The sequence below is a fragment of the Dactylosporangium sp. NPDC051541 genome (assembly GCF_044454505.1).
Classification (GTDB): Bacteria; Actinomycetota; Actinomycetes; order Mycobacteriales; family Micromonosporaceae; genus Dactylosporangium.
In genome coordinates, this window is the sequence record NZ_JBITDU010000020.1 from 111,707 (window position 1) to 133,120 (window position 21,414).

23 protein-coding genes and 1 pseudogene are annotated in these 21,414 nt (G+C 69.7%); 21 read left to right on the forward strand and 3 right to left on the reverse strand.

What is annotated here, in order from left to right:
- The first annotated feature begins 244 nt into the window (after nucleotides 1–244).
- From paaA to ACIA8L_RS49030, 7 genes are read left to right on the forward strand one after another with little or no spacing between them, the layout of a single operon-like run.
- Nucleotides 245–1,252: a 1,2-phenylacetyl-CoA epoxidase subunit PaaA gene (paaA, locus tag ACIA8L_RS49000; RefSeq protein ID WP_395916012.1), complete on the forward strand. Its 1,008-nt coding sequence runs from the start codon at nucleotides 245–247 to the stop codon at nucleotides 1,250–1,252.
- A complete protein-coding gene (paaB, locus tag ACIA8L_RS49005; protein ID WP_395916014.1) occupies nucleotides 1,245–1,523 on the forward strand; it encodes a 1,2-phenylacetyl-CoA epoxidase subunit PaaB in 279 nt (92 codons plus the stop codon). The genes paaA and paaB overlap by 8 nt, the downstream gene beginning before the upstream one ends.
- Nucleotides 1,520–2,209 (forward strand): 1,2-phenylacetyl-CoA epoxidase subunit PaaC, encoded by a 690-nt coding sequence (gene paaC / locus ACIA8L_RS49010; RefSeq protein ID WP_395916016.1) that lies wholly within the window; start codon nucleotides 1,520–1,522, stop codon nucleotides 2,207–2,209. The genes paaB and paaC overlap by 4 nt, the downstream gene beginning before the upstream one ends.
- Nucleotides 2,203–2,658: a 1,2-phenylacetyl-CoA epoxidase subunit PaaD gene (gene paaD / locus ACIA8L_RS49015; protein ID WP_395916018.1), complete on the forward strand. Its 456-nt coding sequence runs from the start codon at nucleotides 2,203–2,205 to the stop codon at nucleotides 2,656–2,658. The genes paaC and paaD overlap by 7 nt, the downstream gene beginning before the upstream one ends.
- Entirely contained in the window at nucleotides 2,655–3,770 is a 1,116-nt protein-coding gene (gene paaE, locus ACIA8L_RS49020) for a 1,2-phenylacetyl-CoA epoxidase subunit PaaE (RefSeq protein ID WP_395916020.1), read from the forward strand. Before paaD ends, paaE begins: the two co-directional genes overlap by 4 nt.
- A 58-nt stretch (nucleotides 3,771–3,828) precedes the next feature.
- Nucleotides 3,829–4,437, forward strand: coding sequence for an ECF RNA polymerase sigma factor SigK (gene sigK, locus ACIA8L_RS49025; RefSeq protein ID WP_395916022.1), 609 nt, complete (start codon nucleotides 3,829–3,831; stop codon nucleotides 4,435–4,437).
- Complete coding sequence (locus ACIA8L_RS49030) at nucleotides 4,437–5,150, forward strand: anti-sigma factor domain-containing protein (protein WP_395916023.1); 714 nt, start codon at nucleotides 4,437–4,439, stop codon at nucleotides 5,148–5,150. Before sigK ends, ACIA8L_RS49030 begins: the two co-directional genes overlap by 1 nt.
- On the opposite strand, the gene ACIA8L_RS49035 is transcribed toward ACIA8L_RS49030, so the two are convergent.
- Nucleotides 5,136–6,089 (reverse strand): aldo/keto reductase, encoded by a 954-nt coding sequence (locus ACIA8L_RS49035; RefSeq protein ID WP_395916107.1) that lies wholly within the window; start codon nucleotides 6,087–6,089, stop codon nucleotides 5,136–5,138. The two genes, ACIA8L_RS49030 and ACIA8L_RS49035, sit on opposite strands and share 15 nt — an antisense overlap.
- A 50-nt stretch (nucleotides 6,090–6,139) precedes the next feature.
- Between ACIA8L_RS49035 and mqnC the strand changes: the two genes are divergently transcribed.
- Nucleotides 6,140–7,381 carry a cyclic dehypoxanthinyl futalosine synthase gene (mqnC, locus tag ACIA8L_RS49040; protein WP_395916025.1) on the forward strand — a complete coding sequence of 414 codons (1,242 nt, stop codon included), beginning with the start codon at nucleotides 6,140–6,142 and terminating at the stop codon, nucleotides 7,379–7,381.
- A gap of 121 nt (nucleotides 7,382–7,502) precedes the next feature.
- Nucleotides 7,503–8,195: a demethylmenaquinone methyltransferase gene (locus ACIA8L_RS49045; protein ID WP_395916026.1), complete on the forward strand. Its 693-nt coding sequence runs from the start codon at nucleotides 7,503–7,505 to the stop codon at nucleotides 8,193–8,195.
- A gap of 85 nt (nucleotides 8,196–8,280) precedes the next feature.
- Here the strand turns inward: ACIA8L_RS49045 and ACIA8L_RS49050 are convergent, their stop codons facing one another.
- Together ACIA8L_RS49050 and ACIA8L_RS49055 are read right to left on the reverse strand one after the other, a co-directional pair.
- A complete protein-coding gene (locus ACIA8L_RS49050) occupies nucleotides 8,281–8,601 on the reverse strand; it encodes a helix-turn-helix domain-containing protein (protein ID WP_395916028.1) in 321 nt (106 codons plus the stop codon).
- Nucleotides 8,594–8,996: pseudogene (locus tag ACIA8L_RS49055) on the reverse strand (type II toxin-antitoxin system RelE/ParE family toxin). The gene ACIA8L_RS49050 and the pseudogene ACIA8L_RS49055 overlap by 8 nt, the downstream one beginning before the upstream one ends.
- A gap of 316 nt (nucleotides 8,997–9,312) precedes the next feature.
- Between ACIA8L_RS49055 and ACIA8L_RS49060 the strand changes: the two are divergent.
- From ACIA8L_RS49060 to nuoK, 12 genes are all read left to right on the forward strand, one after another.
- On the forward strand, nucleotides 9,313–10,584 hold the full coding sequence (locus tag ACIA8L_RS49060; protein WP_395916109.1) for a geranylgeranyl reductase family protein: 1,272 nt from the start codon (nucleotides 9,313–9,315) through the stop codon (nucleotides 10,582–10,584).
- Between the two features lie 196 nt (nucleotides 10,585–10,780).
- Nucleotides 10,781–11,146, forward strand: coding sequence for an NADH-quinone oxidoreductase subunit A (locus ACIA8L_RS49065; protein ID WP_223100475.1), 366 nt, complete (start codon nucleotides 10,781–10,783; stop codon nucleotides 11,144–11,146).
- Nucleotides 11,147–11,149: 3 nt separating this feature from the next.
- Entirely contained in the window at nucleotides 11,150–11,833 is a 684-nt protein-coding gene (locus ACIA8L_RS49070) for a NuoB/complex I 20 kDa subunit family protein (protein ID WP_395916031.1), read from the forward strand.
- Nucleotides 11,830–12,534: an NADH-quinone oxidoreductase subunit C gene (locus ACIA8L_RS49075; RefSeq protein ID WP_395916032.1), complete on the forward strand. Its 705-nt coding sequence runs from the start codon at nucleotides 11,830–11,832 to the stop codon at nucleotides 12,532–12,534. The genes ACIA8L_RS49070 and ACIA8L_RS49075 overlap by 4 nt, the downstream gene beginning before the upstream one ends.
- Entirely contained in the window at nucleotides 12,531–13,847 is a 1,317-nt protein-coding gene (locus ACIA8L_RS49080; RefSeq protein WP_395916034.1) for an NADH-quinone oxidoreductase subunit D, read from the forward strand. Before ACIA8L_RS49075 ends, ACIA8L_RS49080 begins: the two co-directional genes overlap by 4 nt.
- On the forward strand, nucleotides 13,847–14,638 hold the full coding sequence (gene nuoE / locus ACIA8L_RS49085) for an NADH-quinone oxidoreductase subunit NuoE (protein ID WP_395916037.1): 792 nt from the start codon (nucleotides 13,847–13,849) through the stop codon (nucleotides 14,636–14,638). Before ACIA8L_RS49080 ends, nuoE begins: the two co-directional genes overlap by 1 nt.
- A complete protein-coding gene (gene nuoF, locus ACIA8L_RS49090) occupies nucleotides 14,638–15,963 on the forward strand; it encodes an NADH-quinone oxidoreductase subunit NuoF (RefSeq protein ID WP_395916039.1) in 1,326 nt (441 codons plus the stop codon). The genes nuoE and nuoF overlap by 1 nt, the downstream gene beginning before the upstream one ends.
- A gap of 1 nt (nucleotide 15,964) precedes the next feature.
- A complete protein-coding gene (locus ACIA8L_RS49095; RefSeq protein WP_395916041.1) occupies nucleotides 15,965–18,445 on the forward strand; it encodes an NADH-quinone oxidoreductase subunit G in 2,481 nt (826 codons plus the stop codon).
- Entirely contained in the window at nucleotides 18,442–19,785 is a 1,344-nt protein-coding gene (nuoH, locus tag ACIA8L_RS49100; protein ID WP_395916043.1) for an NADH-quinone oxidoreductase subunit NuoH, read from the forward strand. Before ACIA8L_RS49095 ends, nuoH begins: the two co-directional genes overlap by 4 nt.
- A 1-nt stretch (nucleotide 19,786) precedes the next feature.
- Entirely contained in the window at nucleotides 19,787–20,335 is a 549-nt protein-coding gene (gene nuoI, locus ACIA8L_RS49105; RefSeq protein WP_223100483.1) for an NADH-quinone oxidoreductase subunit NuoI, read from the forward strand.
- Nucleotides 20,332–21,111 carry an NADH-quinone oxidoreductase subunit J gene (locus ACIA8L_RS49110; protein ID WP_395916045.1) on the forward strand — a complete coding sequence of 260 codons (780 nt, stop codon included), beginning with the start codon at nucleotides 20,332–20,334 and terminating at the stop codon, nucleotides 21,109–21,111. The genes nuoI and ACIA8L_RS49110 overlap by 4 nt, the downstream gene beginning before the upstream one ends.
- Nucleotides 21,108–21,407 (forward strand): NADH-quinone oxidoreductase subunit NuoK, encoded by a 300-nt coding sequence (gene nuoK, locus ACIA8L_RS49115; protein ID WP_190254991.1) that lies wholly within the window; start codon nucleotides 21,108–21,110, stop codon nucleotides 21,405–21,407. Before ACIA8L_RS49110 ends, nuoK begins: the two co-directional genes overlap by 4 nt.
- The last annotated feature ends 7 nt before the right edge of the window (nucleotides 21,408–21,414 follow it).

The following is a 21,414-nucleotide window of genomic DNA, read 5'->3' on the forward strand; positions in this document are numbered from 1 at the left end:
TGGCGATCCCTCCCTTCCGGCCGGTTACAGGCGATTCCATCGACCGTCGGTCATGAACAGGTGTTCCCTGCGTTAACACCACGTAAGCGAACAGAAGGTTCACCCGGCGTGGGCGATTACCCGGTCAGTCTTTCGTTCAACCCCCGGACCCGCAGCCAGGACGCGCTCAAAAGTCCCTGGTAGTTGGCTCGACGGGTTGTGACACCTTCTTGCCGGATGTGTCGACAGCTGTAACACTGGGAGGGTGTACGGCAACGACTTCGCCCCGCTGCTCGAGCAGGTCGACAGCGCCGAGCGGGACCTGCGGACCAGCGCTGAGCAGGCGCTCGGCGAGAAGGACACCGCGGAGCACTTCGACGCGATCGTGGCGGCCGACCAGAAGGTCGAGCCGCGCGACTGGATGCCGGAGGCCTACCGCAAGACGCTGATCCGGCAGATCGCCCAGCACGCGCACTCCGAGATCATCGGCATGCAGCCGGAGGGCAACTGGATCTCCCGCGCGCCGACGCTCAAGCGCAAGGCGATCCTGCTGGCCAAGGTTCAGGACGAGGCCGGGCACGGGCTGTATCTCTACGCGGCCGCGGAGACGCTCGGCGTCGACCGTGAGGAGCTCGTCGAGATGCTGGTCGACGGGCGGCAGAAGTACAGCTCGATCTTCAACTACCCGACGCTGACCTGGGCCGACATCGGCGCCATCGGCTGGCTCGTGGACGGGGCGGCCATCGTCAACCAGGTGCCGCTGTGCCGCTGCTCCTACGGGCCCTACGCGCGGGCCATGATCCGCATCTGCAAAGAGGAGTCGTTCCACCAGCGGCAGGGCTACGAGATCCTGCACACGCTGTCGCACGGCACCCCGGAGCAGAAGGCGATGGCCCAGGACGCGGTGAACCGGTGGTGGTACCCGTCGCTGGCGATGTTCGGCCCGCCCGACGGCGACTCCACCCACTCGGAGCGCTCGATGGCCTGGAAGATCAAACGGTTCTCCAACGACGAGCTGCGGCAGCGGTTCGTGGACATGTGCGTCCAGCAGGCCGGCGTCCTCGACCTCGAGCTGCCCGACCCGGACCTGCGGTGGAACGAGGAGCGCCAGGCGCACGACTACACCCAGCCCGACTACGACGAGCTGATGCGCGTGATCAAGGGCGAAGGTCCCTGCAACCGCCAGCGCATGGAGCACCGCCGCCGGGCCTATGAAGATGGCGCCTGGGTCAGGGAAGCGGCCCGAGCATATGCGGAGAAGAACCATGTCTGAACCGCTCTGGGAAGTGTTCGTGCGGCCGCGCCGCGGGCTCTCGCACGCGCATGTCGGCTCCCTGCACGCCCCCGACGCCGAGATGGCCCTGCGCAACGCCCGCGACGTCTACACCCGCCGCCAGGAGGGGGTGTCGATCTGGGTCGTCCCGGCCACCGCGATCACCGCGAGCAGCCCCGATGAAAAGGACGCCTTCTTCGCACCGGCGGCCGACAAGGTGTACCGCCACCCGACTTTCTATGCCGTTCCAGAAGGCGCGGAACACATATGAGCACCGCGTTGGAACTTGGCGATGACGCGCTCATCGCGGCGCAGCGGCTGGCCGAATGGTGCTCGCGCGCGCCGGAGATGGAAGAGGACATCGCGCTGGCCAACATCGCGCTGGACCAGCTCGGCGCGGCCCGGCTCTTCCTGACGTACGCCGGCGAACAAGTGCACAAGACCGAGGACGACCTGGCCTATCTGCGCGACGACCGGGAGTTTCGCAACGCGCTGCTGGTCGAGCTGGACAACGGCGACTTCGCGGTGACGATCGGCAAGCTGCTGTTCCTCGCCGTCTATCAGCGGCTGCGCTACGAGCGCCTGGCCGCCGGGGGCGACCCGCGGCTGGCCGAGATCGGGGCCAAGGCGCGCAAGGAGTCGCTGTATCACGTCGAGCACGCGGCCCTGTGGACCGTGCGGCTCGGCGACGGCACCGACGAGTCGCACCGGCGCATGCAGGCCGCGATCGATGCGCTGTGGCCCTACACGCACGAGCTGTTCGAAGGCGACGAAGCCGACCTCCGCCCGCCGTGGCTCGCGGAGATCACCACAACGCTGGCGGAGGCGACGCTGAGCGTGCCCGCCGACGGCTGGGCGCCGAACGGCGGGCGCCGGGGAGTACACACGGAAGCGCTCTCAAAATTGCTCGCCGAAATGCAGGTGCTGCACCGCGCCCACCCCGGAGCGACGTGGTGAGCGCCCGCGCGACGGCGGCCGCCGTGCGTGACCCGGAGCTGCCCGTCGTCACCATCGAAGAGCTCGGCATTCTCCGCGACGTGACCGAGCGGGACGGGCGCGTGACGGTCACGATCACCCCGACCTACTCGGGCTGCCCGGCGATGGACGTCATCCGCGCCGACATCACCGCCGCCCTGCGCGCCGACGGCTACGACGACGTGCGGGTCGACACCACCCTGGCCGAGCCGTGGACCACCGACTGGATCACGCCGGCGGGCCACGCCAAACTTCAGCGCGCCGGGATCGCGCCACCGACCCGGAAAACAACGCTGACCCTGACCGTGCGCTGCCCCCGCTGCGGCTCGCCGGAGACCGAGGAACTGTCCCGCTTCGGCGCCACGGCCTGCAAAGCGCTGTGGCGGTGCCGGTCCTGCCGCGAACCGTTCGAGCGCGTGAAGGCGATATGACCGTCTCCGAGATCCGCCGCCCGGTGAAGCGGCGGCCGCAGTTCCACCGCCTCGCCGTCGTCGACGTGGAGCGGCTCACCGACGACGCCGTCGCGGTGACCTTCGACGTGCCGGCCGGACTGCGGGAGCTGTTCACCTTCCAGGCCGGGCAGCACCTGACGGTCCGGCGGCATTCCGAGAACGGCGAAGAGATCCGGCGGTCGTACTCGATCAGCTCGACCCCGTCCCGCCTGCGTGCCGACGGCGAGCTCCGGATCGGCATCAAGCGGGTCGTCGGCGGCCTGTTCTCGACCTACGCGCTGTCCGGGCTGGCACCGGGCGACGAGGTCGACGTCCTGCCACCGCTCGGGCACTTCACGACCGCGTTCGACCCCGGCCGGGAGCGGCACTACGCGGCCATCGCCGCCGGGTCCGGGATCACGCCGGTGCTGTCGCTGGCCGCCACCGCGCTGGAGCTCGAGTCCAAGAGCAAGGTCTCGCTGGTGTACGGCAACCGCGCGGCCGTGTCCGTGATGTTCGCCGAGGAGCTGGCCGACCTCAAGGACCGCTATCGCGAACGGCTGCACGTGATGCACGTCCTGTCGCGGGAGCAGCAGGAGTCGGCGCTGCTGTCCGGGCGCCTCGACGAGGCCCGCATCGGCGCCATCCTCGACGCGCTCCTGCCGGCCGGGGCGGTCGACGAGTGGTTCCTCTGCGGGCCGCACGGCATGGTGCTGGACGCGAAGATCGCGCTCTCCGGGCGGGGGGTCGCGGATCAGGCAGTACACACGGAGCTGTTTCATGTGGACGACAGTCCGCCGGTGGCCCGCCCGGCCGCGCAGGCCGACCCCGGTGACCAGGCCGAGGTCGCCATCGTGCTCGACGGGCGGGCGACGACGTTCACGATGGCCCACGACGAGCGGGTGCTGGACGCGGCGCTGCGGGCCCGGCCGGAGCTGCCGTACGCGTGCAAGGGCGGCGTCTGCTCGACCTGCCGGGCCAAGGTCGTCGAGGGCCGGGTGGAGATGGCCCGCAATTTCGCGCTGGAGCCCGACGAATTGGCCGCCGGCTATGTACTTACTTGTCAGTCAATGCCGATCACGGACCGTGTGGTGGTTGACTTCGACGCATGACGCGTGTCACAGGCGAGGCCGGACCCATCCGGAATGGGGGCCGCTCCGAATGAGCGACATGAGACCGGAACAGGAGCTGCCAACGCAGCGGCTCGTCGCGCTGCCGCCACCCCAGGTGCAGCCGCCGGACGCCGGCCAGCTGCTGACCGCGGTGGCCCGGGGCGACGAGCGGGCCTTCGCCGCGCTCTACGACCAGGTGTCGGCGCGGGTGTTCGGCCTGATCCGGCGAATCCTGCGGGACCCGGCCCAGGCCGAGGAGGTCGCGCAGGAGGTGATGGTCGAGGTCTGGCGCACGGCCGGCCGCTTCGACGCCACCCGCGGGTCGGCGACCTCCTGGATCTTCACCATCGCCCACCGCCGGGCCGTCGACCGGGTCCGCTCCGAGCAGGCCGGTGTCGAGCGGGTCCGGCGGGCCGCCGCGGCCGGGGCCGAGACCCCCTACGACGACGTGGTCGAGGCCGCGACCGCGCACATCGAGCAGCAGCAGGTCCGCCGCTGCCTCGACACCCTGACCGAGATCCAGCGCGAGGCGATCAAGCTGGCGTATTACGGCGGTCACAGCTACCGGGAGGTCGCCGACCTCCTGCGCACGCCGTTGCCGACGGTCAAGACCCGCATGCGCGACGGGCTCATCCGCATGCGCGACTGCCTGGGGGTGAGCATCTGATGGCCGCGACCGTGGACATTCACGCCCTCGTCGGCGCCTACGCGCTCGACGCGGTCGACGACATCGAACGGGCCGCGTTCGAGCGGCACCTGCGCGACTGCGAGTCGTGCACGGCCGAGGTGGCCGAGCTGCGGGAGACCGCGACCTGGCTGGCCCAGCCGGTGGCCGAGCCGGCACCGCCGCGGATGCGCGACGCGGTGCTGTACCGGATCCACAGCACCCCGCAGGAGCGCCCGAAGGCGGGCGCCACCTCGAGCCGGCCGGTCCGGCGGAGCCTGATGAAGACCTGGATCGTCGGGGCCGCGGCCTCCGTGATCTTCGCGGGGGCGGCGAGTGCCGGCACCTACGCGATCACGCAGCAGCAGTTCGCGCAGAGTGCCAGCATCGACGCCGTGCTCGCGGCCGCCGACGCCCAGCTGGTCACCAAGCAGATGGAGGGCGGCATCGTCACCATGGTCGTCTCTCCGTCCCACGACGCCGGCGTGGCCGTGCTCAACGGGCTGCGGAAGCCCGAGGGTTCCTATCAGCTCTGGATGATCTCCGACAGCACCGCGAGCACGGCCAGCTACCGCTCCGTCGCGGTCACCGACTCCGGGAGCGGCCGGTTCTACATCAAGGGCCTGACCCCGGACTTCGGCCTGAGCCGGGAGAAGAAGGGCGGGACCAAGAACGCGACGCCGACCGACGTCGTCGGAAGCCTAAAGCTGCGCTAGTTCGGCCAGGTCGTCCGCGGTGGGTTCCCAGCCCGCCGCGGCGACGTTGGCCGCGACCTGCTCCGGCTTGGTGGCTCCGGCGATCACGCTGGCCACCGTCGGCTTCGCGGCCAAGCCCCCGATCGCGACCGTCAGCGGGGTGAGTCCGCGCTCGGTCGCGTACCCCTGCAGCCGTTCGATGCGGTCCCAGGGTGCGTCGGCGAGGACGCGCTCCATCCCCTCCCGGGCCAGCCGGGTGTCCGCGGGCGGGGCGTCACCCCGGCGGTACTTGCCGGTCAGCAGCCCCATCTCGAGCGGGAAGAACGGCAGCAGGCCCAGGCCGAAGTGCTCCAGGGCCGGGACGAGATCGGTCTCGACCTCCCGGTTGAGCAGCGAGTAGCGGTTCTGCGCGCTCACGAACGGGGTCAGGTGGCGCGTCTGCGCGACCCAGGCGGCGTCCGCGGCCTGCCAGCCTTTGAAGTTCGAGTGTCCGATGTACCGCACCTTGCCCGACCGCACCAGGTCGTCCAGGGCGGCCAGGGTCTCCTCGATCGGCGTGGCCGGGTCCGGCTGGTGCAGCTGGTAGAGGTCGATGTAGTCGGTGCCGAGGCGGCGCAGGGAGGATTCGGCGGCCCGGACGATGTAGCGGCGGCTGCCCCGGGCGCCCCAGTCGGTGCCGTGCAGGCCGCGGGCGTCCATACCGAACTTGGTGGCGACGACGACCTCGTCGCGGTGCTTACCGAGGGCCGCGCCGAGCGCCTCCTCGGACGAGCCGGGCGTGGCGCCGTAGATGTCGGCGGTGTCGAACAGCGTGACACCGAGGTTGAGGGCGGCGTCGACGACCGCCTGGCTCGCGGTGGCGTCGATCCGGCCGAACTGGTTGCAGCCGATGCCGACCACGGAGACGGTGAGGCCCGAGCGCCCGAGGCGCCGGTAGCGCATGTCAGTCACGCTCGTGATCCTAGGCACGGCCTCTTCATCCGCAGCCGGGCCTGGGTAGGCTCTGGGGTGTGACTGCTCCGGTGATCAGCGAGATTCTGCGGCGTGCGGCCGACGGCGGGCGGATCACGCCCGACGAGGCGCTGCTGCTTTACACGGAAGCGCCGTTCCACGCGCTGGGCGAGGCCGCCGACACCGTGCGCCGCCGCCGCTACCCGGACAACATCGTCACCTACATCATCGACCGCAACATCAACTACACCAACGTGTGCGTCACGGCCTGCAAGTTCTGCGCCTTCTACCGGGCGCCGAAGCACGCCGAGGGCTGGACCCACGGCACCGAGGAGATCCTGCGCCGCTGCGCGGAGGCGGCCGACCTCGGCGCGACCCAGGTGATGCTGCAGGGCGGCCACCACCCGGACTACGGCGTGGAGTATTACGAAGAGCTCTTCTCGGCCGTCCGCGACAACTACCCCGGCCTGGTCATCCACTCGATCGGCCCGTCCGAGGTGCTGCACATGGCCAAGGTCTCCGGCGTGACGATCGAGGAGGCGATCACCCGCATCAAGGCCGCGGGCCTCGCCTCGATCGCCGGCGCCGGGGCCGAGATGCTGCCCGACCGCCCGCGCCAGGCGATCGCCCCGCTCAAGGAGTCCGGCGCCCGCTGGCTCGAGGTCATGACGGTCGCGCACCGGCTCGGCATCTCCTCGACCGCGACGATGATGATGGGCACCGGCGAGACCAACGCCGAGCGCATCGAGCACCTGCGGCTGATCCGCGACGTGCAGGACAAGGCGGTCGCCAACGGCTACTCGGTCGAGGCCGACCTCGCCGGCACGGTCGGCGGCTTCCGCTCCTTCATCCCGTGGACCTACCAGCCGGAGAACAACCACCTCAAGGGCCGCACGCAGGCCACCAGCCTGGAATACCTGCGGCTGGTCGCGGTCGCCCGGCTGTTCTTCGACAACATCGCGCACCTGCAGTCGTCCTGGCTGACGACGGGCAAGGACGTCGGCCAGGTCTCACTGCACCTGGGCGTCGACGACCTGGGTTCGATCATGCTGGAGGAGAACGTCATCTCCTCCGCCGGCGCCCGCCACCGCTCCCGCCTCACCGAGCTGATCGAGATCATCCGCGGCGCCGACCGCATCCCGGCGCAGCGTGACACGCAGTACCGCCACCTGAAGGTCCACCGGACCGCGGCCGACGACCCGACCGACGACCGCGTCCAGTCGCACTTCTCCTCGATCGCCATCCCGGGCGGCGGCACGGGCCGCACCCTGCCCCTGACCCCGGTGAGCTCGAACTCATGACGACCGGTCCGGAGCGCGGCGACGCCCGGCCCGGGTCGATCGCCGCGAAGCGCCATCGTGCCCGGCTGGGCGCAAGGAACGGTCATCGGCATGCCACTGCCGAGCGGAACGAGGAGGCGGCATGACGCGCGCGAACCTGGACAAGGAGCCGCACGAGGTCGCGGCCATGTTCGACGGCGTGGCCAAGCGCTACGACCTGACCAACACCGTCATCTCCGGCGGTCGCGACCGGGTGTGGCGCAAGGAGACCCGCCTGGCCCTCGACCTGAAGCCCGGCGAGCGGGTGCTGGACCTCGGCGCCGGCACCGGTGTGTCGACGCTGGAGCTGGCCCGCTCGGGCGCGCACGCGGTCGGCGCCGACATCTCGGTCGGCATGCTGCAGGCCGGCCGGGCCAAGCGCCCCGAGGTCCCGCTCCTCGCCGCCGACGCCCTGCACCTGCCGTTCGCGGACGCGACGTTCGACGCGGTGACCATCTCCTTCGCCCTGCGCAACATCGCCGACACCACCGCCGCCCTGACCGAGATGGCGCGCGTCACAAAGCCGGGGGGCCGCCTCGTGATCTGCGAGTTCTCCACCCCCACCTGGCGCCCGTTCCGCGCCGTCTACCAGGGCTACCTGGTGGGCGCGATCCCGCCGATCGCCAAGCGCGTGTCGAGCAACCCGGACGCCTACGTCTACCTCGCCGAGTCCATCCGCGCCTGGCCCAACCAGGAGGGCCTGGCCGCGAAGATCGCCGAAACCGGCTGGCGCAAGGTCGCCTGGCGCAACCTCACCGGCGGCGTCGTAGCCCTCCACCGCGGCTTCCGTATTTGATCGGCCGTGAGTGGCTGAGGTCACGGGCCGCGATGCGTGCATCCGGCCGCGCCTCGTTGGCGCGGCCGCGGTCACTGTTCGCGGCCTACGCCACCTTGAGCTGCTCGTCGCCGAAGTCGGCAATCAGTTTCAGGGTGCCGCCGAGCGCCTCGATGTAGCGGGCGAGCACCTCCTGCGTGGAAACGCTGCCCGCCTCGATCTGCGACACCCTCGCCACCGAGACGCCCATCCGGGCCGCCACCTGCTCCTGCGTCATCTCCCGCCGCTTGCGAAGCTCCGAGAGCCGCCAGCCGCGGGCCTCCTCGAGCATCTTCCCGACGGCGCCGTCGAACGCCTCCTGGCCACCGGCGGTCTCAACGGCCCGCTCCAGGTGACCGGTGTCCCGCCACCGCTTGACGTCAGTCATCGCCGATCTCCATCTCGCGCTCCTTCAAGTATGTGGCGTACAACTGCTCCGCCTCCGTGATGGCGCCCGTATACCAACCGCTCCACCGACCCGCCTTGTCTCCGGCAATCAGCAGGATCAATGACTCCACCGTGCTCGCCGCGCTGCTGACGGAGCGCCACGGGTCAAAGGCGAACAGAATCCTGATCTCGCTGCGTCCACGCGATGGCGGCCGCAACTCCTTCATGTTGCTCAGTCGCGAGGCAGTGATGCTGTCGACCAGGGGGCCGACCTTCGCTCGGGCCGTTGCGCTCCAGCACGAGGATCGCCTGGTTGACCAGGCGGTGCGAGTCGCGATCAACGGTGTAGAGCGCATCAAGGAACTCTTCAACCCGATCGGTCAGCAGGATCTCCATTCCACGGCCGGAGGTTAACAATATCCTTAACCATGTGTTGGCGCCAGAACTAAATGGTTACTGCGAATCACCGTGCGGCCACCGGCTGTTGACGTACAAGCTAGGGCAGTGGGACACGAATCGTGCGTCGGGTCATGTGGTCGAGGGTCAGCCCGGACGGGTGAAAAATTAGGGTCACCTTACCGACAGCGGTGCACTTCACGGTTCTAGACTGCTCCACGGACGACTTTGTGAAGACTTTCACGAACGCGGAAGTGACCGCGAAGTAACACGAACTGAGCGCGAAACTGAACGGGTAGGAGGTGTGACGGCTGTGATCGACATCGGGAATGACGCGGATGTCATCGTCGTCGGCGCCGGGCCGGGCGGATCGTCCGCGGCGTTCCACCTCGCCCGGCACGGGCTCAAGGTTCTGCTGCTGGAGAAGACCGAGTTCCCGCGCGAGAAGGTGTGTGGCGACGGGCTCACGCCGCGCGCGGTCAAGCAGCTGATCAACATGGGCATCGACACCACCGAGGAGAAGGGCTGGCTGCGCAACCGCGGCCTGCGCGTCATCGGTGGGGGCGTGCGCCTGGAGCTGGACTGGCCCGAGCTCGCGAGCTTCCCCGACTACGGCCTCACCCGCACCCGCATGGACTTCGACCACATGCTGGCGACCGCCGCGACCGACGCCGGCGCCGAGCTGCGGGTCGGGACCAACGTCACCGGGCCCGTGCTCGACCGCACCGGGCGGGTCGTCGGCGTGACCGCCGTCGGGCCGGACAAGGAGCCGCGGGAATACCGGGCGCCCCTGGTCATCGCGGCCGACGGCGTGTCCGGTCGGCTCGCGCTCGCGCTGGGCATCGCCAAGCGCGACGACCGGCCGATGGGCGTGGCGGTGCGGCAATACTTCCGCAGCCCGTCGCGTCACGACGACGACTACCTCGAGTCCTGGCTGGAGCTGCGCAGCCGCGAGTCCGGCGACAAGCTGCTGCCGGGCTACGGCTGGATCTTCGGTCTCGGCGACGGCCGGGTCAACGTCGGCCTGGGCGTGCTCAACAGCAGCTCCGCGTTCGGCAAGACCAACTACCGGACGCTGCTGTCGGACTGGCTGGACAACACGCCGGCCGAGTGGGGCCTCAACGACCCGGCCAACGCCGACGGCAAGTCGTCGGGGGCGGCGCTGCCGATGGGGTTCAACCGGGTGCCGCATTACACCCGGGGCGTGCTCCTGGTCGGCGACACCGGCGGCATGGTCAACCCCTTCAACGGCGAGGGGATCGCCTACGCCATGGAGTCCGGCGAGCTGGCGGCGGAGATCGCCATCCAGGCGCTGGCCCGCCCGCAGGGCACCGCGCGGGAGCGCGTGCTCGCCAACTACCCGACCGAGCTCAAGGCCCGCTACGGCGGGTATTACCGGCTCGGGAACGTGTTCGTGAAGCTCATCGGCAATCCGCAGGTCATGCGGATCGCCACCAAGCACGGCATGCCCCACCCGACCCTCATGCGGTTCGTGCTGAAGCTCCTCGCCAACCTCACGGACCCGCGAGGTGGAGACGCGATGGACCGCGTGATCAACGCAATGACCCGGCTGGCCCCTGCAGCCTGAGCAAAACCTGTGCAAGACGCGACAAGGCACGTTGCCCTACCCAGAGATCCACACCCCAAACATGCTGGCCAAGGCCACATTTGGGGTGCCCCGGACGAAGTCGTCCAGCCATCACCGAATAGTGTTAAACCGCATACAGCTTGAGTGGTCCCCAGGGCTACGCCCCGCGGGCTCGCCGAAAGGACGGAGCAGCACGATGTCGCTCGCGCCGTACGTACCAATTCTCGGGCTCTTCGCCCTCGCCTTCCTCTTCGCGTTCTTCTCGGTCGCCGTCGCGCCCTTCGTCGGGCCGCGCCGGTTCAACCGCGCGAAGCTGGACGCCTACGAGTGCGGCATCGAGCCGACCCCGCAGCCCGTCGGCGGTGGCCGCTTCCCGGTCAAGTTCTACCTGACCGCGATGCTCTTCATCGTCTTCGACATCGAGATCATCTTCCTGTACCCCTGGGCCGTGAACTTCGACGCGCTCGGCCTGTTCGGGTTCGTGGAGATGGTGCTGTTCATCGTCACCGTGTTCGTCGCCTTCGCCTACGTCTGGCGGCGCGGCGGGCTGGATTGGGACTGAGCCATGGGCATCGAGGAAAAGGTTCCGACCGGCGTCCTGCTGACGACCGTCGAGAAGCTGGTCAACTGGTCACGCAAGGCGAGCTTCTGGCCGGCCACCTTCGGTCTGGCCTGCTGCGCCATCGAGATGATGGCGACCGGCGCCGCCCGCTACGACCTGGCCCGCTTCGGCATGGAGGTCTTCCGGGCCAGCCCCCGCCAGGCTGACCTGATGATCGTGGCCGGCCGGGTGAGCCAGAAGATGGCCCCGGTCCTGCGCCAGATCTACGACCAGATGCCGGAGCCCAAATGGGTGCTCTCCATGGGCGTCTGCGCCTCCAGCGGCGGCATGTTCAACAACTACGCGATCGTCCAGGGCGTCGACCACGTCGTGCCCGTGGACATGTACCTGCCGGGCTGCCCGCCGCGGCCGGAGATGCTCATCGACGCCATCCTGCGCCTGCACGACAAGGTCATGGCCGAGCCGCTGGGTGACCGGCGCCGCCGCATGATCGAGGCCCGGGTCGAGCGCGAGGGCGCGCCGGTGGTGGCACCGGGCGCGATGCCGTCGAGCTACCGCTTCGACAAGGCCAAGCGGGCCGAGTGGACCAAGGCCGTGGCCCAGGGCAACGAGGAGCAGCTGCGCATCCAGAAGTGGATGGAAGAGCGGGCCAGCCTCCTGGCCGACCCCAAGGGTGGTAGCAAGTGACTGAGGCGAATGTAGAGCCGGTCGGCGCCCAGCTCGGCGCCACCGCGCAGACGCCGCCGTCGACGGCGGCGGGCCGCGGCATGTTCGGCGTCCAGGGCAGTGGCGACACGTCGGGCTTCGGTGGCCTGCGCCGCCGCCGCGCCGTCGAGCTCGACTCGCCGCGGCCCTACGGCGGCGACTTCGACGAGGTCGTCGACGCGCTGGAGGAGGCCTACCCGGGCTTCCACGACGCGATCGAGCGGATCGTCGTCGACCGCGGTGAGCTGACGCTGCACATCGTGCCGGAGCGCATCGCCGAGGTGGCCCAGTCGCTGCGCGACGACCCCGCACTGCGCTTCGAGCTGTGCTCGTCGGTCTCCGGCGTCGACTACCTGGGCCAGGACGGCCGCCGCCTGCACGCGGTCTATCACCTGACCTCGATGACGTTCCGCCGGCGGATCCGCCTCGAGGCGGCCGTCACCGCGGAGGACCCGCACCTGCCGAGCGTCACCCAGATCTACCCGACCGCCGACTGGCAGGAGCGGGAGACCTACGACATGTTCGGCATCGTCTTCGACGGCCACCCCAACCTGACCCGGATCCTGATGCCGGACGACTGGGAGGGCTTCCCGCAGCGGAAGGACTACCCGCTCGGCGGCGTGCCGGTCGAGTACAAGGGTGCGGAGATCCCGCCGCCGGACCAGCGGAGGAGTTACCTGTGAGCACCGACTACGCCGCCGCCCGCGAAACCACCGAGGGCAAGGTCTTCACCGTCACCGGCGGGGACTGGGACTCGGTCGTCAACGAGGCCGGCTCCGAAGAGCGCATCGTCGTCAACATGGGCCCCCAGCACCCGTCCACGCACGGCGTGCTGCGGCTGGTGCTGGAGCTCGAGGGCGAAACCGTCACGGAGGCGCGCACCGTCATCGGGTACCTCCACACGGGCATCGAAAAAAATCTGGAGTTCCGCAACTGGACCCAGGGCACCACGTTCGTGACCCGCATGGACTACCTCGCGCCGATGTTCAACGAGACCGGCTACTGCCTGGCGGTCGAGAAGCTGCTCGGCATCGAGGACCAGATCACCCAGCGGGCCAAGACGATCCGCGTCCTCATGATGGAGCTCAACCGGATCTCCTCGCACCTGGTCTGGCTCGCCACGACCGGCATGGAGCTCGGCGCACTGTCGATGATGATCTACGGCTTCCGCGAGCGTGAATACATCCTCGACATCTTCGAGCTCGTCTCCGGCCTGCGGATGAACCACGCCTACATCCGCCCGGGCGGCCTGGCCCAGGACCTGAACGACGAGGCCGTCGTCAAGATCCGCGAGATGCTCGGCTGGATGCCGGACCGCATCGACATGTACGAGGACCTGCTGTCGGGCAACACGATCTGGCGGGAGCGGACGCAGGGCGTCGCCGTGCTGGACGTGACCGGCTGCGTGGCGCTCGGCATCACCGGGCCGGTGCTGCGCTCGGCCGGCCTCGGCTGGGACATCCGCAAGCAGCAGCCCTACGCCGGCTACGAGACCTACGACTTCGAGGTCCCGACCGAGACGACGGCCGACGCGTGGGGCCGCTACAAGGTCCGGCTCAACGAGATGCGCCAGTCGCTGCGGATCGTCCAGCAGGCGATGGACCGGCTGGAGCCCGGCCCGATCATGATCGCCGACAAGAAGATCTCGTGGCCGTCGCAGCTCGCGATCGGCGCCGACGGCCTCGGCAACTCCCTGGAGCACGTCGCGAAGATCATGGGCCAGTCGATGGAGGCCCTGATCCACCACTTCAAGCTGGTGACCGAGGGCTTCCGGGTCCCGCCCGGCCAGGTGTACGTGCCGATCGAGGCGCCCCGCGGCGAGCTCGGCGTGCACGCGATCTCCGACGGCGGCACGCGCCCGTTCCGGGTGCACTACCGCGAGCCCAGCTTCGTCAACCTGCAGGCGATCCCGGCGATGGCGGAGGGCGGCCTGCTGGCCGACGTCATCGTCGGCGGCGCCTCGCTCGACCCCGTCATGGGTGGGTGTGATCGTTAATGGTGTTCAGTGAGCTCACGCGCGAGCGCGCGCGTCAGATCATCGCGCGCTACCCCGAGGGCCGCTCGCGCTCGGCGCTGCTGCCCCTGCTGCACCTGGTGCAGTCGGAGGAGGGCTTCGTCTCCCCGGACGGCGTCGCGTTCTGCGCCGAGGTCCTCGGGATCACGAAGGCCCAGGTCGGCGCGGTCGCGACGTTCTACACCATGTACAAGCGCAAGCCGACCGGCGACTGGCTGGTCAGCGTCTGCACCAACACGATGTGCGGCGTGCTGGGCGGGGACAAAGCGTATGAGGCCCTGAGCGAGTACCTCGGGGTCGGCCACGACGAGACCACCGCCGACGGCAAGATCACCCTGGAGCACGCCGAGTGCCTCGCGGCCTGTGACTACGCGCCGGTGATGACCGTCAACTACGAGTTCTTCGACCAGGTCAACGACGACACCGCGCTGAAGCTGGTCAAGCAGCTGCAGGCCGGCGAGCGCCCGCAGCCCAGCCGCGGCACCCGCCTCTGCACGCTCAAGGAGATGGCGGTGCAGCTGGCCGGCTTCGCCGACGACCGCGGCGACGACGTCATCGCCGACGGGCCGGCCGGGGCGCCGACGCTGGCGGGCAACCGCCTGGCCGAGCGCTTCGCCATCTCGGTGCCGGGCTTCGACCCCGAGACGCCCATCGCCAAGAAAGAAGACGCGGCCAAGAAGAACGACGCCCCGCCCCCATCCGCGCCGAAGGCGGCGTCGGACGGGAAGCCGGCCGGCGATGGGCCGCTGCCGCAGAAGGAGGCGAAGGCCTGATGGGCCTCGACGACTACCAGCCCTCGCGGGAGTCCCTCAACACCCTCACTCCGGTGCTCACCAAGCGCTGGCTCTCGCCGGACGCCTGGAAGATCGGGGTCTACGAGCGGCTCGACGGCTACACCGCACTGCGCAAGGCGCTGAAGGCCCACCCGGACGACCTGATCCAGCTGGTCAAGGACTCCGGTCTGCGCGGCCGCGGCGGCGCCGGCTTCCCGACCGGCATGAAGTGGGGCTTCATCCCGCAGAACGACGGCAAGCCGCACTACCTCGTGGTCAACGCCGACGAGGGCGAGCCGGGCACCTGCAAGGACCTGCCGCTGATGATGGCCGACCCGCACGCGCTGGTCGAGGGCGTCATCATCGCCTCCTACGCGATCCGGGCCAACTTCGCCGCCATCTACATCCGCGGCGAGGCGGTCCACGCGGCCCGGCGGCTGCGGGCGGCGGTCGAGCAGGCCTACGCCAAGGGCTACCTCGGCGCGAACATCCTCGGCAGCGGTTTCTCGCTCGACCTCGTCGTCCACAGTGGCGCCGGGGCCTACATCTGCGGCGAGGAGACGGCGCTGCTGGACTCGCTGGAGGGCTACCGCGGCCAGCCCCGGCTGCGTCCACCGTTCCCGGCGACCCACGGCCTCTACGCGTCCCCGACGGTCGTGAACAACGTGGAGACGATCGCCAGCGTGCCGTACATCGTGCTCGGTGGCTCGGCGTGGTTCCGCAGCATGGGCACCGAGAAGTCCCCGGGCCCGAAGATCTACTCGATCTCGGGCCGGGTCAACCACCCCGGCCAGTTCGAGTGCGGCCTCGGCGTCACGCTGCGGCAGCTCATCGACCTGGCCGGTGGCATGCAGCCCGGCCACTCGCTGAAGTTCTGGACGCCGGGCGGCTCCTCGACGCCGATGCTCACCGACGAGCACCTCGACACGCCGATGGACTTCGAGGGCATGATGAGCGTCGGCACGATGCTCGGCACCACCGCCGTGCAGGTGTTCTCCGACCAGGACGACATCGTCTACGCGACATACCGCTGGATCGCGTTCTACCACCACGAGTCCTGCGGCAAGTGCACGCCCTGCCGCGAGGGCAACTACTGGATGGTCCGCATCCTGCACCGCATCCTGGCCGGCCAGGGCACCCACCAGGACCTCGACACCCTGCTGGACGCCTGCGACAACCTGCTGGGCCGCTCGTTCTGCGCGCTCGGCGACGGCGCGACCAGCCCGGTGACGTCCTCGATCAAGTACTTCAAGCAGGACTACCTGGACTACATCGAGGGTCGCAAGGCACCGATGTTCCACGGTGAGCTGGTAGGAGCGCACTGATATGACCGACGTGGTTCCCAAGGTCGAGACGGTCAAGCTCACGATCGACGGCATCGAGGTCGAGGCGCCGAAGGGCGCGCTCGTCATCCGGGCCGCCGAGCAGATCGGCATCTCGATCCCGCGCTTCTGCGACCACCCGCTGCTCGCCCCGGCCGGCGCCTGCCGCCAGTGTCTGGTCGACGTCGAGGGCCAGCGCAAGCCGGTCGCCTCCTGCACGCAGCCGGTGGCCGAGGGCATGGTCGTGAAGACCCAGATCACCTCCGAAGTGGCCAAGAAGGCCCAGGAGGGGATCATGGAGTTCCTCCTGATCAACCACCCGCTCGACTGCCCGGTCTGCGACAAGGGCGGCGAGTGCCCGCTGCAGAACCAGGCGATGAGCAACGGCCAGTCCGAGTCGCGGTTCGTGGAGCACAAGCGGGAGTACCCGAAGCCGCTGCCGATCAGCACCCAGGTGCTGCTCGACCGCGAGCGGTGCGTGCTCTGCCAGCGCTGCACCCGGTTCTCCGACGAGATCGCCGGCGACAAGTTCATCGACCTGATGGAGCGCTCGTCCAACGAGCAGATCGGCGTCTTCCGCGGCAATCCGGAGACGCCCGAGGACGACGCGCCGTTCAACAGCTACTTCTCGGGCAACACGATCCAGATCTGCCCGGTGGGCGCGCTCACCAGCTCGCAGTACCGATTCCGCGCCCGGCCCTTCGACCTGGTGTCGACGCCCAACACGTGCGAGCACTGCGCCGCCGGCTGCGACCAGCGGGCCGATCACCGGCGGGGCAAGGTCATGCGGCGGCTGGCCGGCGACGACCCGGCGGTCAACGAGGAGTGGAACTGCGACAAGGGCCGGTTCGCTTTCCAGTACGTCACCGCGACCGACCGGCTCACCACCCCGATGGTCCGCGACGGCAAGACCGGTGAGCTGCGCACGGCGAGCTGGCCGGAGGCACTCAGCGTCGCTGCTGCCGGCCTGGCGGCCGCGAAGGACAACGGCGGTGTGGGTGTACTGGCGGGAGGCCGGCTGACGGTCGAGGACGCCTACGCCTACGCGAAGTTCGCCCGCGTCGCCCTCGGCACCAACGACGTGGACTTCCGGGCCCGGCCGCTGTCGGCGGAGGAGACCGAGTTCCTCGGCTCCCACGTCGTCGGGCAGGCCGACGTCACCTACGCCGACATCGAGCGGGCTTCCGCGGTCGCCTTCGTCGGGCTGGAGCCCGAGGAGGAGTGCCCGATCATCTTCCTGCGGGCCCGCAAGACCTACCTCAAGCGGGGCCTGGCCAGCTACGCGGTCGCGCCGTTCGTGAGCCGCGGCTTCGCCAAGCTCGGCTCGACCGTCATCCTCACGGCCCCCGGCGCCGAGGCGGAGGTGCTCGGCCAGTCCGAGCAGCTGCGCACCGCGCTGTCGGCCGAGGGCGCGATCCTCTTCGTCGGCGAGCGCCTGGCGAGCGTCCCCGGCGGTCTGTCCGCTGCGGCCCGCCTGGCCGAGTCCACCGGCGCCCGCCTCGCCTGGGTCCCGCGCCGCGCGGGCGACCGGGGCGCGGTCGAGGCTGGTGTGCTGCCGACCCTGCTGCCCGGCGGCCGTCAGGTCTACGACCCGGCGGCGCGGGCCGAGGTGGCCACCGCGTGGGACCTCGACGCGGGCGTGCTGCCCAGCTCCACCGGCCGCGACACCGACGGCATCATCGCCGCCGCCCGTGAGGGCCGGCTCGGTGCGCTGGTCGTCGGCGGCGTCGACCCGGCCGACCTGGCCGACCCGATCGCCGCGGAGGAGGCCCTGGACCGGGTCGGCTTCGTGGTCAGCCTCGAGCTGCGGATGAGCGCCGTCGCCAAGCGCGCCGACGTGGTCTTCCCGGTCGCCCCGGCGGCCGAGAAGTCCGGCTCCTACGTCAACTGGGAGGGCCGGGTCCGCCCGTTCGGCACGGTGCTCAAGACGCCGGCCATGAGCGACGCCCGCGTGCTCGACACGCTGGGCCGCGAGCTCGGCGTGCAGCTCGGTGTCGGTGACGTTGAGCGGGTCCGCACGCAGCTGGCCGCCCTGGCTCAGCTGCCGCTGCCGGGCACGGTCGCGGTCGGCACCATCGGCGGGGTCTCCGCGGGTGGCAACCCGAGCCTGGTCCGCGGCACCGCGCCGGACGTGGCCGCGGCCGCGCCCGCCAAGCCGGCCAGCGGCCAGGCGATCCTCGCCTCCTGGCACCACCTGATCGACGGCGGCTCGTTGCAGGACGGGGACGGCCACCTGGCCGGGACCGCCCGCCCCGCCGTGGTCCGGATCTCCAAGAGCACCGCGGCCGACCTGGCCGTGGTGGACGGGGACGCGGTGACGGTCGGCACCGAGCGGGGCGCGATCACCCTGCCGGCGCTCATCACCGACATGGTCGACGGGGTCGTGTGGATCCCGACGAACTCACCGGGCTCGACCCTGCGCCGCACGCTCGGCGTGACGGAGGGCGCGCTGGTCGAGATCAGCACTGGGGGTAGCACACGATGACACTCTCCGCCGGAAGCCTTGACCAGTTCGGCAAAGACGTCTGGTGGCTGGTGCTCGCGAAGGTCATCGTGATCTTCGCGTTCCTGGTCGTCATGACGCTCTTCGCCATCTGGTATGAGCGCCGCGTCGTCGCCCGCATGCAGGTGCGGCCGGGCCCGAACCGCAACGGCCCCTTCGGCCTGCTGCAGTCGCTGGCCGACGGCCTGAAGCTGGCGTTCAAGGAAGACATCATGCCGCGCCTGGCGGACAAGGTGGTCTTCTTCTTCGCGCCGGTGATCTCGACCGTCTGCGCGTTCACCGCGTTCTCGGTCATCCCGTTCGGCCCGGTGGTCTCGGTCTTCGGTGAGAAGACGCCACTGCAGCTGACGGACATTCCGGTGGCGGTACTGCTGGTCCTCGCCTGCTCCTCGATGGGTATCTACGGCATCGTGCTGGGTGGCTGGGCCTCCGGCTCGACCTACCCGCTGCTCGGCGGCCTGCGCTCGAGCGCCCAGATGATCTCCTATGAGGTCGCCATGGGCCTGTCGATCGTCTCGGTCTTCCTGGTGTCGGGCTCGATGTCGACCTCGGAGATCGTCGCGGCTCAGGCCGGCAACGGCACCGCGGACGTGTTCGGCATGACCTGGCACCTGCCGGCCTGGTACGCAATCCTGCTCATCCCGAGCTTCCTGATCTACTTCACGGCCGCGGTCGGCGAGACCAACCGGGCCCCGTTCGACCTCCCCGAGGCCGAGTCGGAGCTGGTGGGCGGCTTCCACACCGAATACTCGTCGCTGAAGTTCGCGCTGTTCTTCCTGGCCGAGTACATCAACATGGTCACCGTCTCGGGCCTGTGCACGACGCTGTTCCTCGGCGGCTGGCGCGCCCCGTGGCCGATCTCGATCTGGGACGGCGCAAACACCGGGTGGTGGCCGGTGCTGTGGTTCACCATCAAGGTGCTGCTGCTGCTGTTCGTCTTCGTGTGGCTGCGCGGCACGCTGCCCCGGCTGCGCTACGACCAGTTCATGCGGTTCGGCTGGAAGGTGCTCATCCCGGCCAACCTGGTCTGGATCCTGGCGCTGTCCGGCATCCGGGTGCTGCAGAACGGCGGCATCAGCACGGGCGCCCGCACCGGTGTGATCATCGGCCTCGTCGTCCTGGTGGTACTGGTCCTGGCGCTGGTGGCCCTGCAGCGCAGCCGCAAGGGCGGCGTCGAGCTGCCGAAGGCGCACCCGGGCGGCCGCGTCGGCGGGACGCAGGGCTTCCCGCTGCCGCCGCTGAACCTCGAGGTGCCGCCCAGCCCGCGGGCCAAGCGCGTGATCGTCGAGCGGGAAACCGTCCCGACCGGCAAGGAGAGCTGACGTGTCTATTGGTGGAACCCTCAAGGGGTTCGGGGTCACCTTCTCGCACATGTTCAAGAAGGTCGTCACCGAGGAGTACCCGGAGCAGCGCAAGCCGCCGGCCCCGCGGTACCACGGCCGGCACATCCTCAACCGCTGGCCGGACGGGCTCGAGAAGTGCATCGGCTGTGAGCTGTGCGCGTGGGCCTGCCCGGCGGACGCGATCTTCGTCGAGGGTGCCGACAACACCGAGGACGAGCGCTTCTCGCCCGGTGAGCGCTACGCCCAGACGTATCAGATCAACTACGCCCGCTGCATCTTCTGCGGGCTGTGCATCGAGGCCTGCCCGACCCGCTCGCTGACCATGAGCAACGAGTACGAGCTGGCCCGCGACAACCGCCGCGACCTGATCTTCACCAAGGAGCAGCTGCTCGCGCCGCTGCTGCCGGGGATGGAGCGCCCGCCGCACGACATGCGCCTGGGCGACACCGACAAGGACTACTACGTGGGCGCGTTGGAGAACCCGGGCACCTCCGCCGGTGCGGAGCAGTACAAGGGGGTCCACTCGTGACGACCGAGGTGGCCCTGCACACGCTGGCCGCGGCCGGGGACGTGAAGGGCGGCGAGGCCGTCGCCTTCTGGATCCTCGCGCCCATCGCGGTGCTCGGCGCGTTCGGCATGGTGCTGGCCCGCAACGCCGTGCACTCGGCGCTGTCGCTGGTCATCACGATGCTCTGCCTGGGTGTGTTCTACATCCTGCAGTCCGGCCCGTTCATCGGCATGGTGCAGATCATCGTCTACACCGGCGCCATCATGATGCTGTTCCTGTTCGTGCTGATGCTCGTCGGCCGCGACTCCTCGGACTCGCTGATCGAGACACTGCGCGGGCAACGGATGGCGGCCGGCTTCCTGGGCCTCGGCCTGGCGCTGCTGCTGGGCATCGGGCTCTACCGCGCGCTCGGCGACCCCAACCCGCAGGGCCTGACCGAGGCCAACTCGGCCGGCAACGTGATCGGGATTTCCCGGCTGCTGTTCACCAAGTACGTCTGGGTCTTCGAAATCACGTCCGCCCTGCTGATCACCGCCGCGGTGGGCGCCATGATCCTGGCGCACATCGAGAAGCGCAAGGAAGACAAGATCAGTCAGCCGGAGCGCATGGCGGCCCGCTTCCGCCCGGGCAACTACCCGGCGCCGAAGCCCGGCCCCGGCGTCTTCGCCAGCTCGGACTCGGTGGCGACGCCGGCGCGGCTGCCCGACGGCACGCCGTCCGAACGCAGCATCTCCAAGATCCTCCCGACCCGGGAGCTGACGTCCGCCGACGTCGCACCAAAGGGGACCGAGAAGTGACTCCGACCTATTACATCGTCCTCGCGGCGATCCTGTTCACGATCGGTGCGGTGGGTGTACTCATCCGCCGCAACGCGATCGTCCTGTTCATGTGCATCGAGTTGATGCTGAACGCGGCCAACCTCGCGCTTGTCACGTTCAGCCGGATCAACGGCACGCTCGACGGGCAGATCATGGCGTTCTTCGTCATGGTCGTGGCGGCGGCCGAGGTCGTCGTCGGCTTGGCGATCATCATGTCGATCTTCCGGACTCGGCGCTCGGCCAGCGTCGACGACGCGAACCTGCTGAAGTACTAAGGAGCGG

What these genes read in the sequence shown, in the direction of transcription:
- paaB (WP_395916014.1), top strand. Translation starts at nt 1,245, where the DNA reads ATGTCTGAACCGCTCTGGGAAGTGTTCGTGCGGCCGCGCCGCGGGCTC.
- paaC (WP_395916016.1), top strand. Translation starts at nt 1,520, where the DNA reads ATGAGCACCGCGTTGGAACTTGGCGATGACGCGCTCATCGCGGCGCAG.
- paaE (WP_395916020.1), top strand. Translation starts at nt 2,655, where the DNA reads ATGACCGTCTCCGAGATCCGCCGCCCGGTGAAGCGGCGGCCGCAGTTC.
- sigK (WP_395916022.1), top strand. Translation starts at nt 3,829, where the DNA reads ATGAGACCGGAACAGGAGCTGCCAACGCAGCGGCTCGTCGCGCTGCCG.
- ACIA8L_RS49030 (WP_395916023.1), top strand. Translation starts at nt 4,437, where the DNA reads ATGGCCGCGACCGTGGACATTCACGCCCTCGTCGGCGCCTACGCGCTC.
- ACIA8L_RS49045 (WP_395916026.1), top strand. Translation starts at nt 7,503, where the DNA reads ATGACGCGCGCGAACCTGGACAAGGAGCCGCACGAGGTCGCGGCCATG.
- ACIA8L_RS49050 (WP_395916028.1), bottom strand. Translation starts at nt 8,601, where the DNA reads ATGACTGACGTCAAGCGGTGGCGGGACACCGGTCACCTGGAGCGGGCC.
- ACIA8L_RS49065 (WP_223100475.1), top strand. Translation starts at nt 10,781, where the DNA reads ATGTCGCTCGCGCCGTACGTACCAATTCTCGGGCTCTTCGCCCTCGCC.
- ACIA8L_RS49070 (WP_395916031.1), top strand. Translation starts at nt 11,150, where the DNA reads ATGGGCATCGAGGAAAAGGTTCCGACCGGCGTCCTGCTGACGACCGTC.
- nuoE (WP_395916037.1), top strand. Translation starts at nt 13,847, where the DNA reads ATGGTGTTCAGTGAGCTCACGCGCGAGCGCGCGCGTCAGATCATCGCG.
- nuoF (WP_395916039.1), top strand. Translation starts at nt 14,638, where the DNA reads ATGGGCCTCGACGACTACCAGCCCTCGCGGGAGTCCCTCAACACCCTC.
- ACIA8L_RS49095 (WP_395916041.1), top strand. Translation starts at nt 15,965, where the DNA reads ATGACCGACGTGGTTCCCAAGGTCGAGACGGTCAAGCTCACGATCGAC.
- nuoH (WP_395916043.1), top strand. Translation starts at nt 18,442, where the DNA reads ATGACACTCTCCGCCGGAAGCCTTGACCAGTTCGGCAAAGACGTCTGG.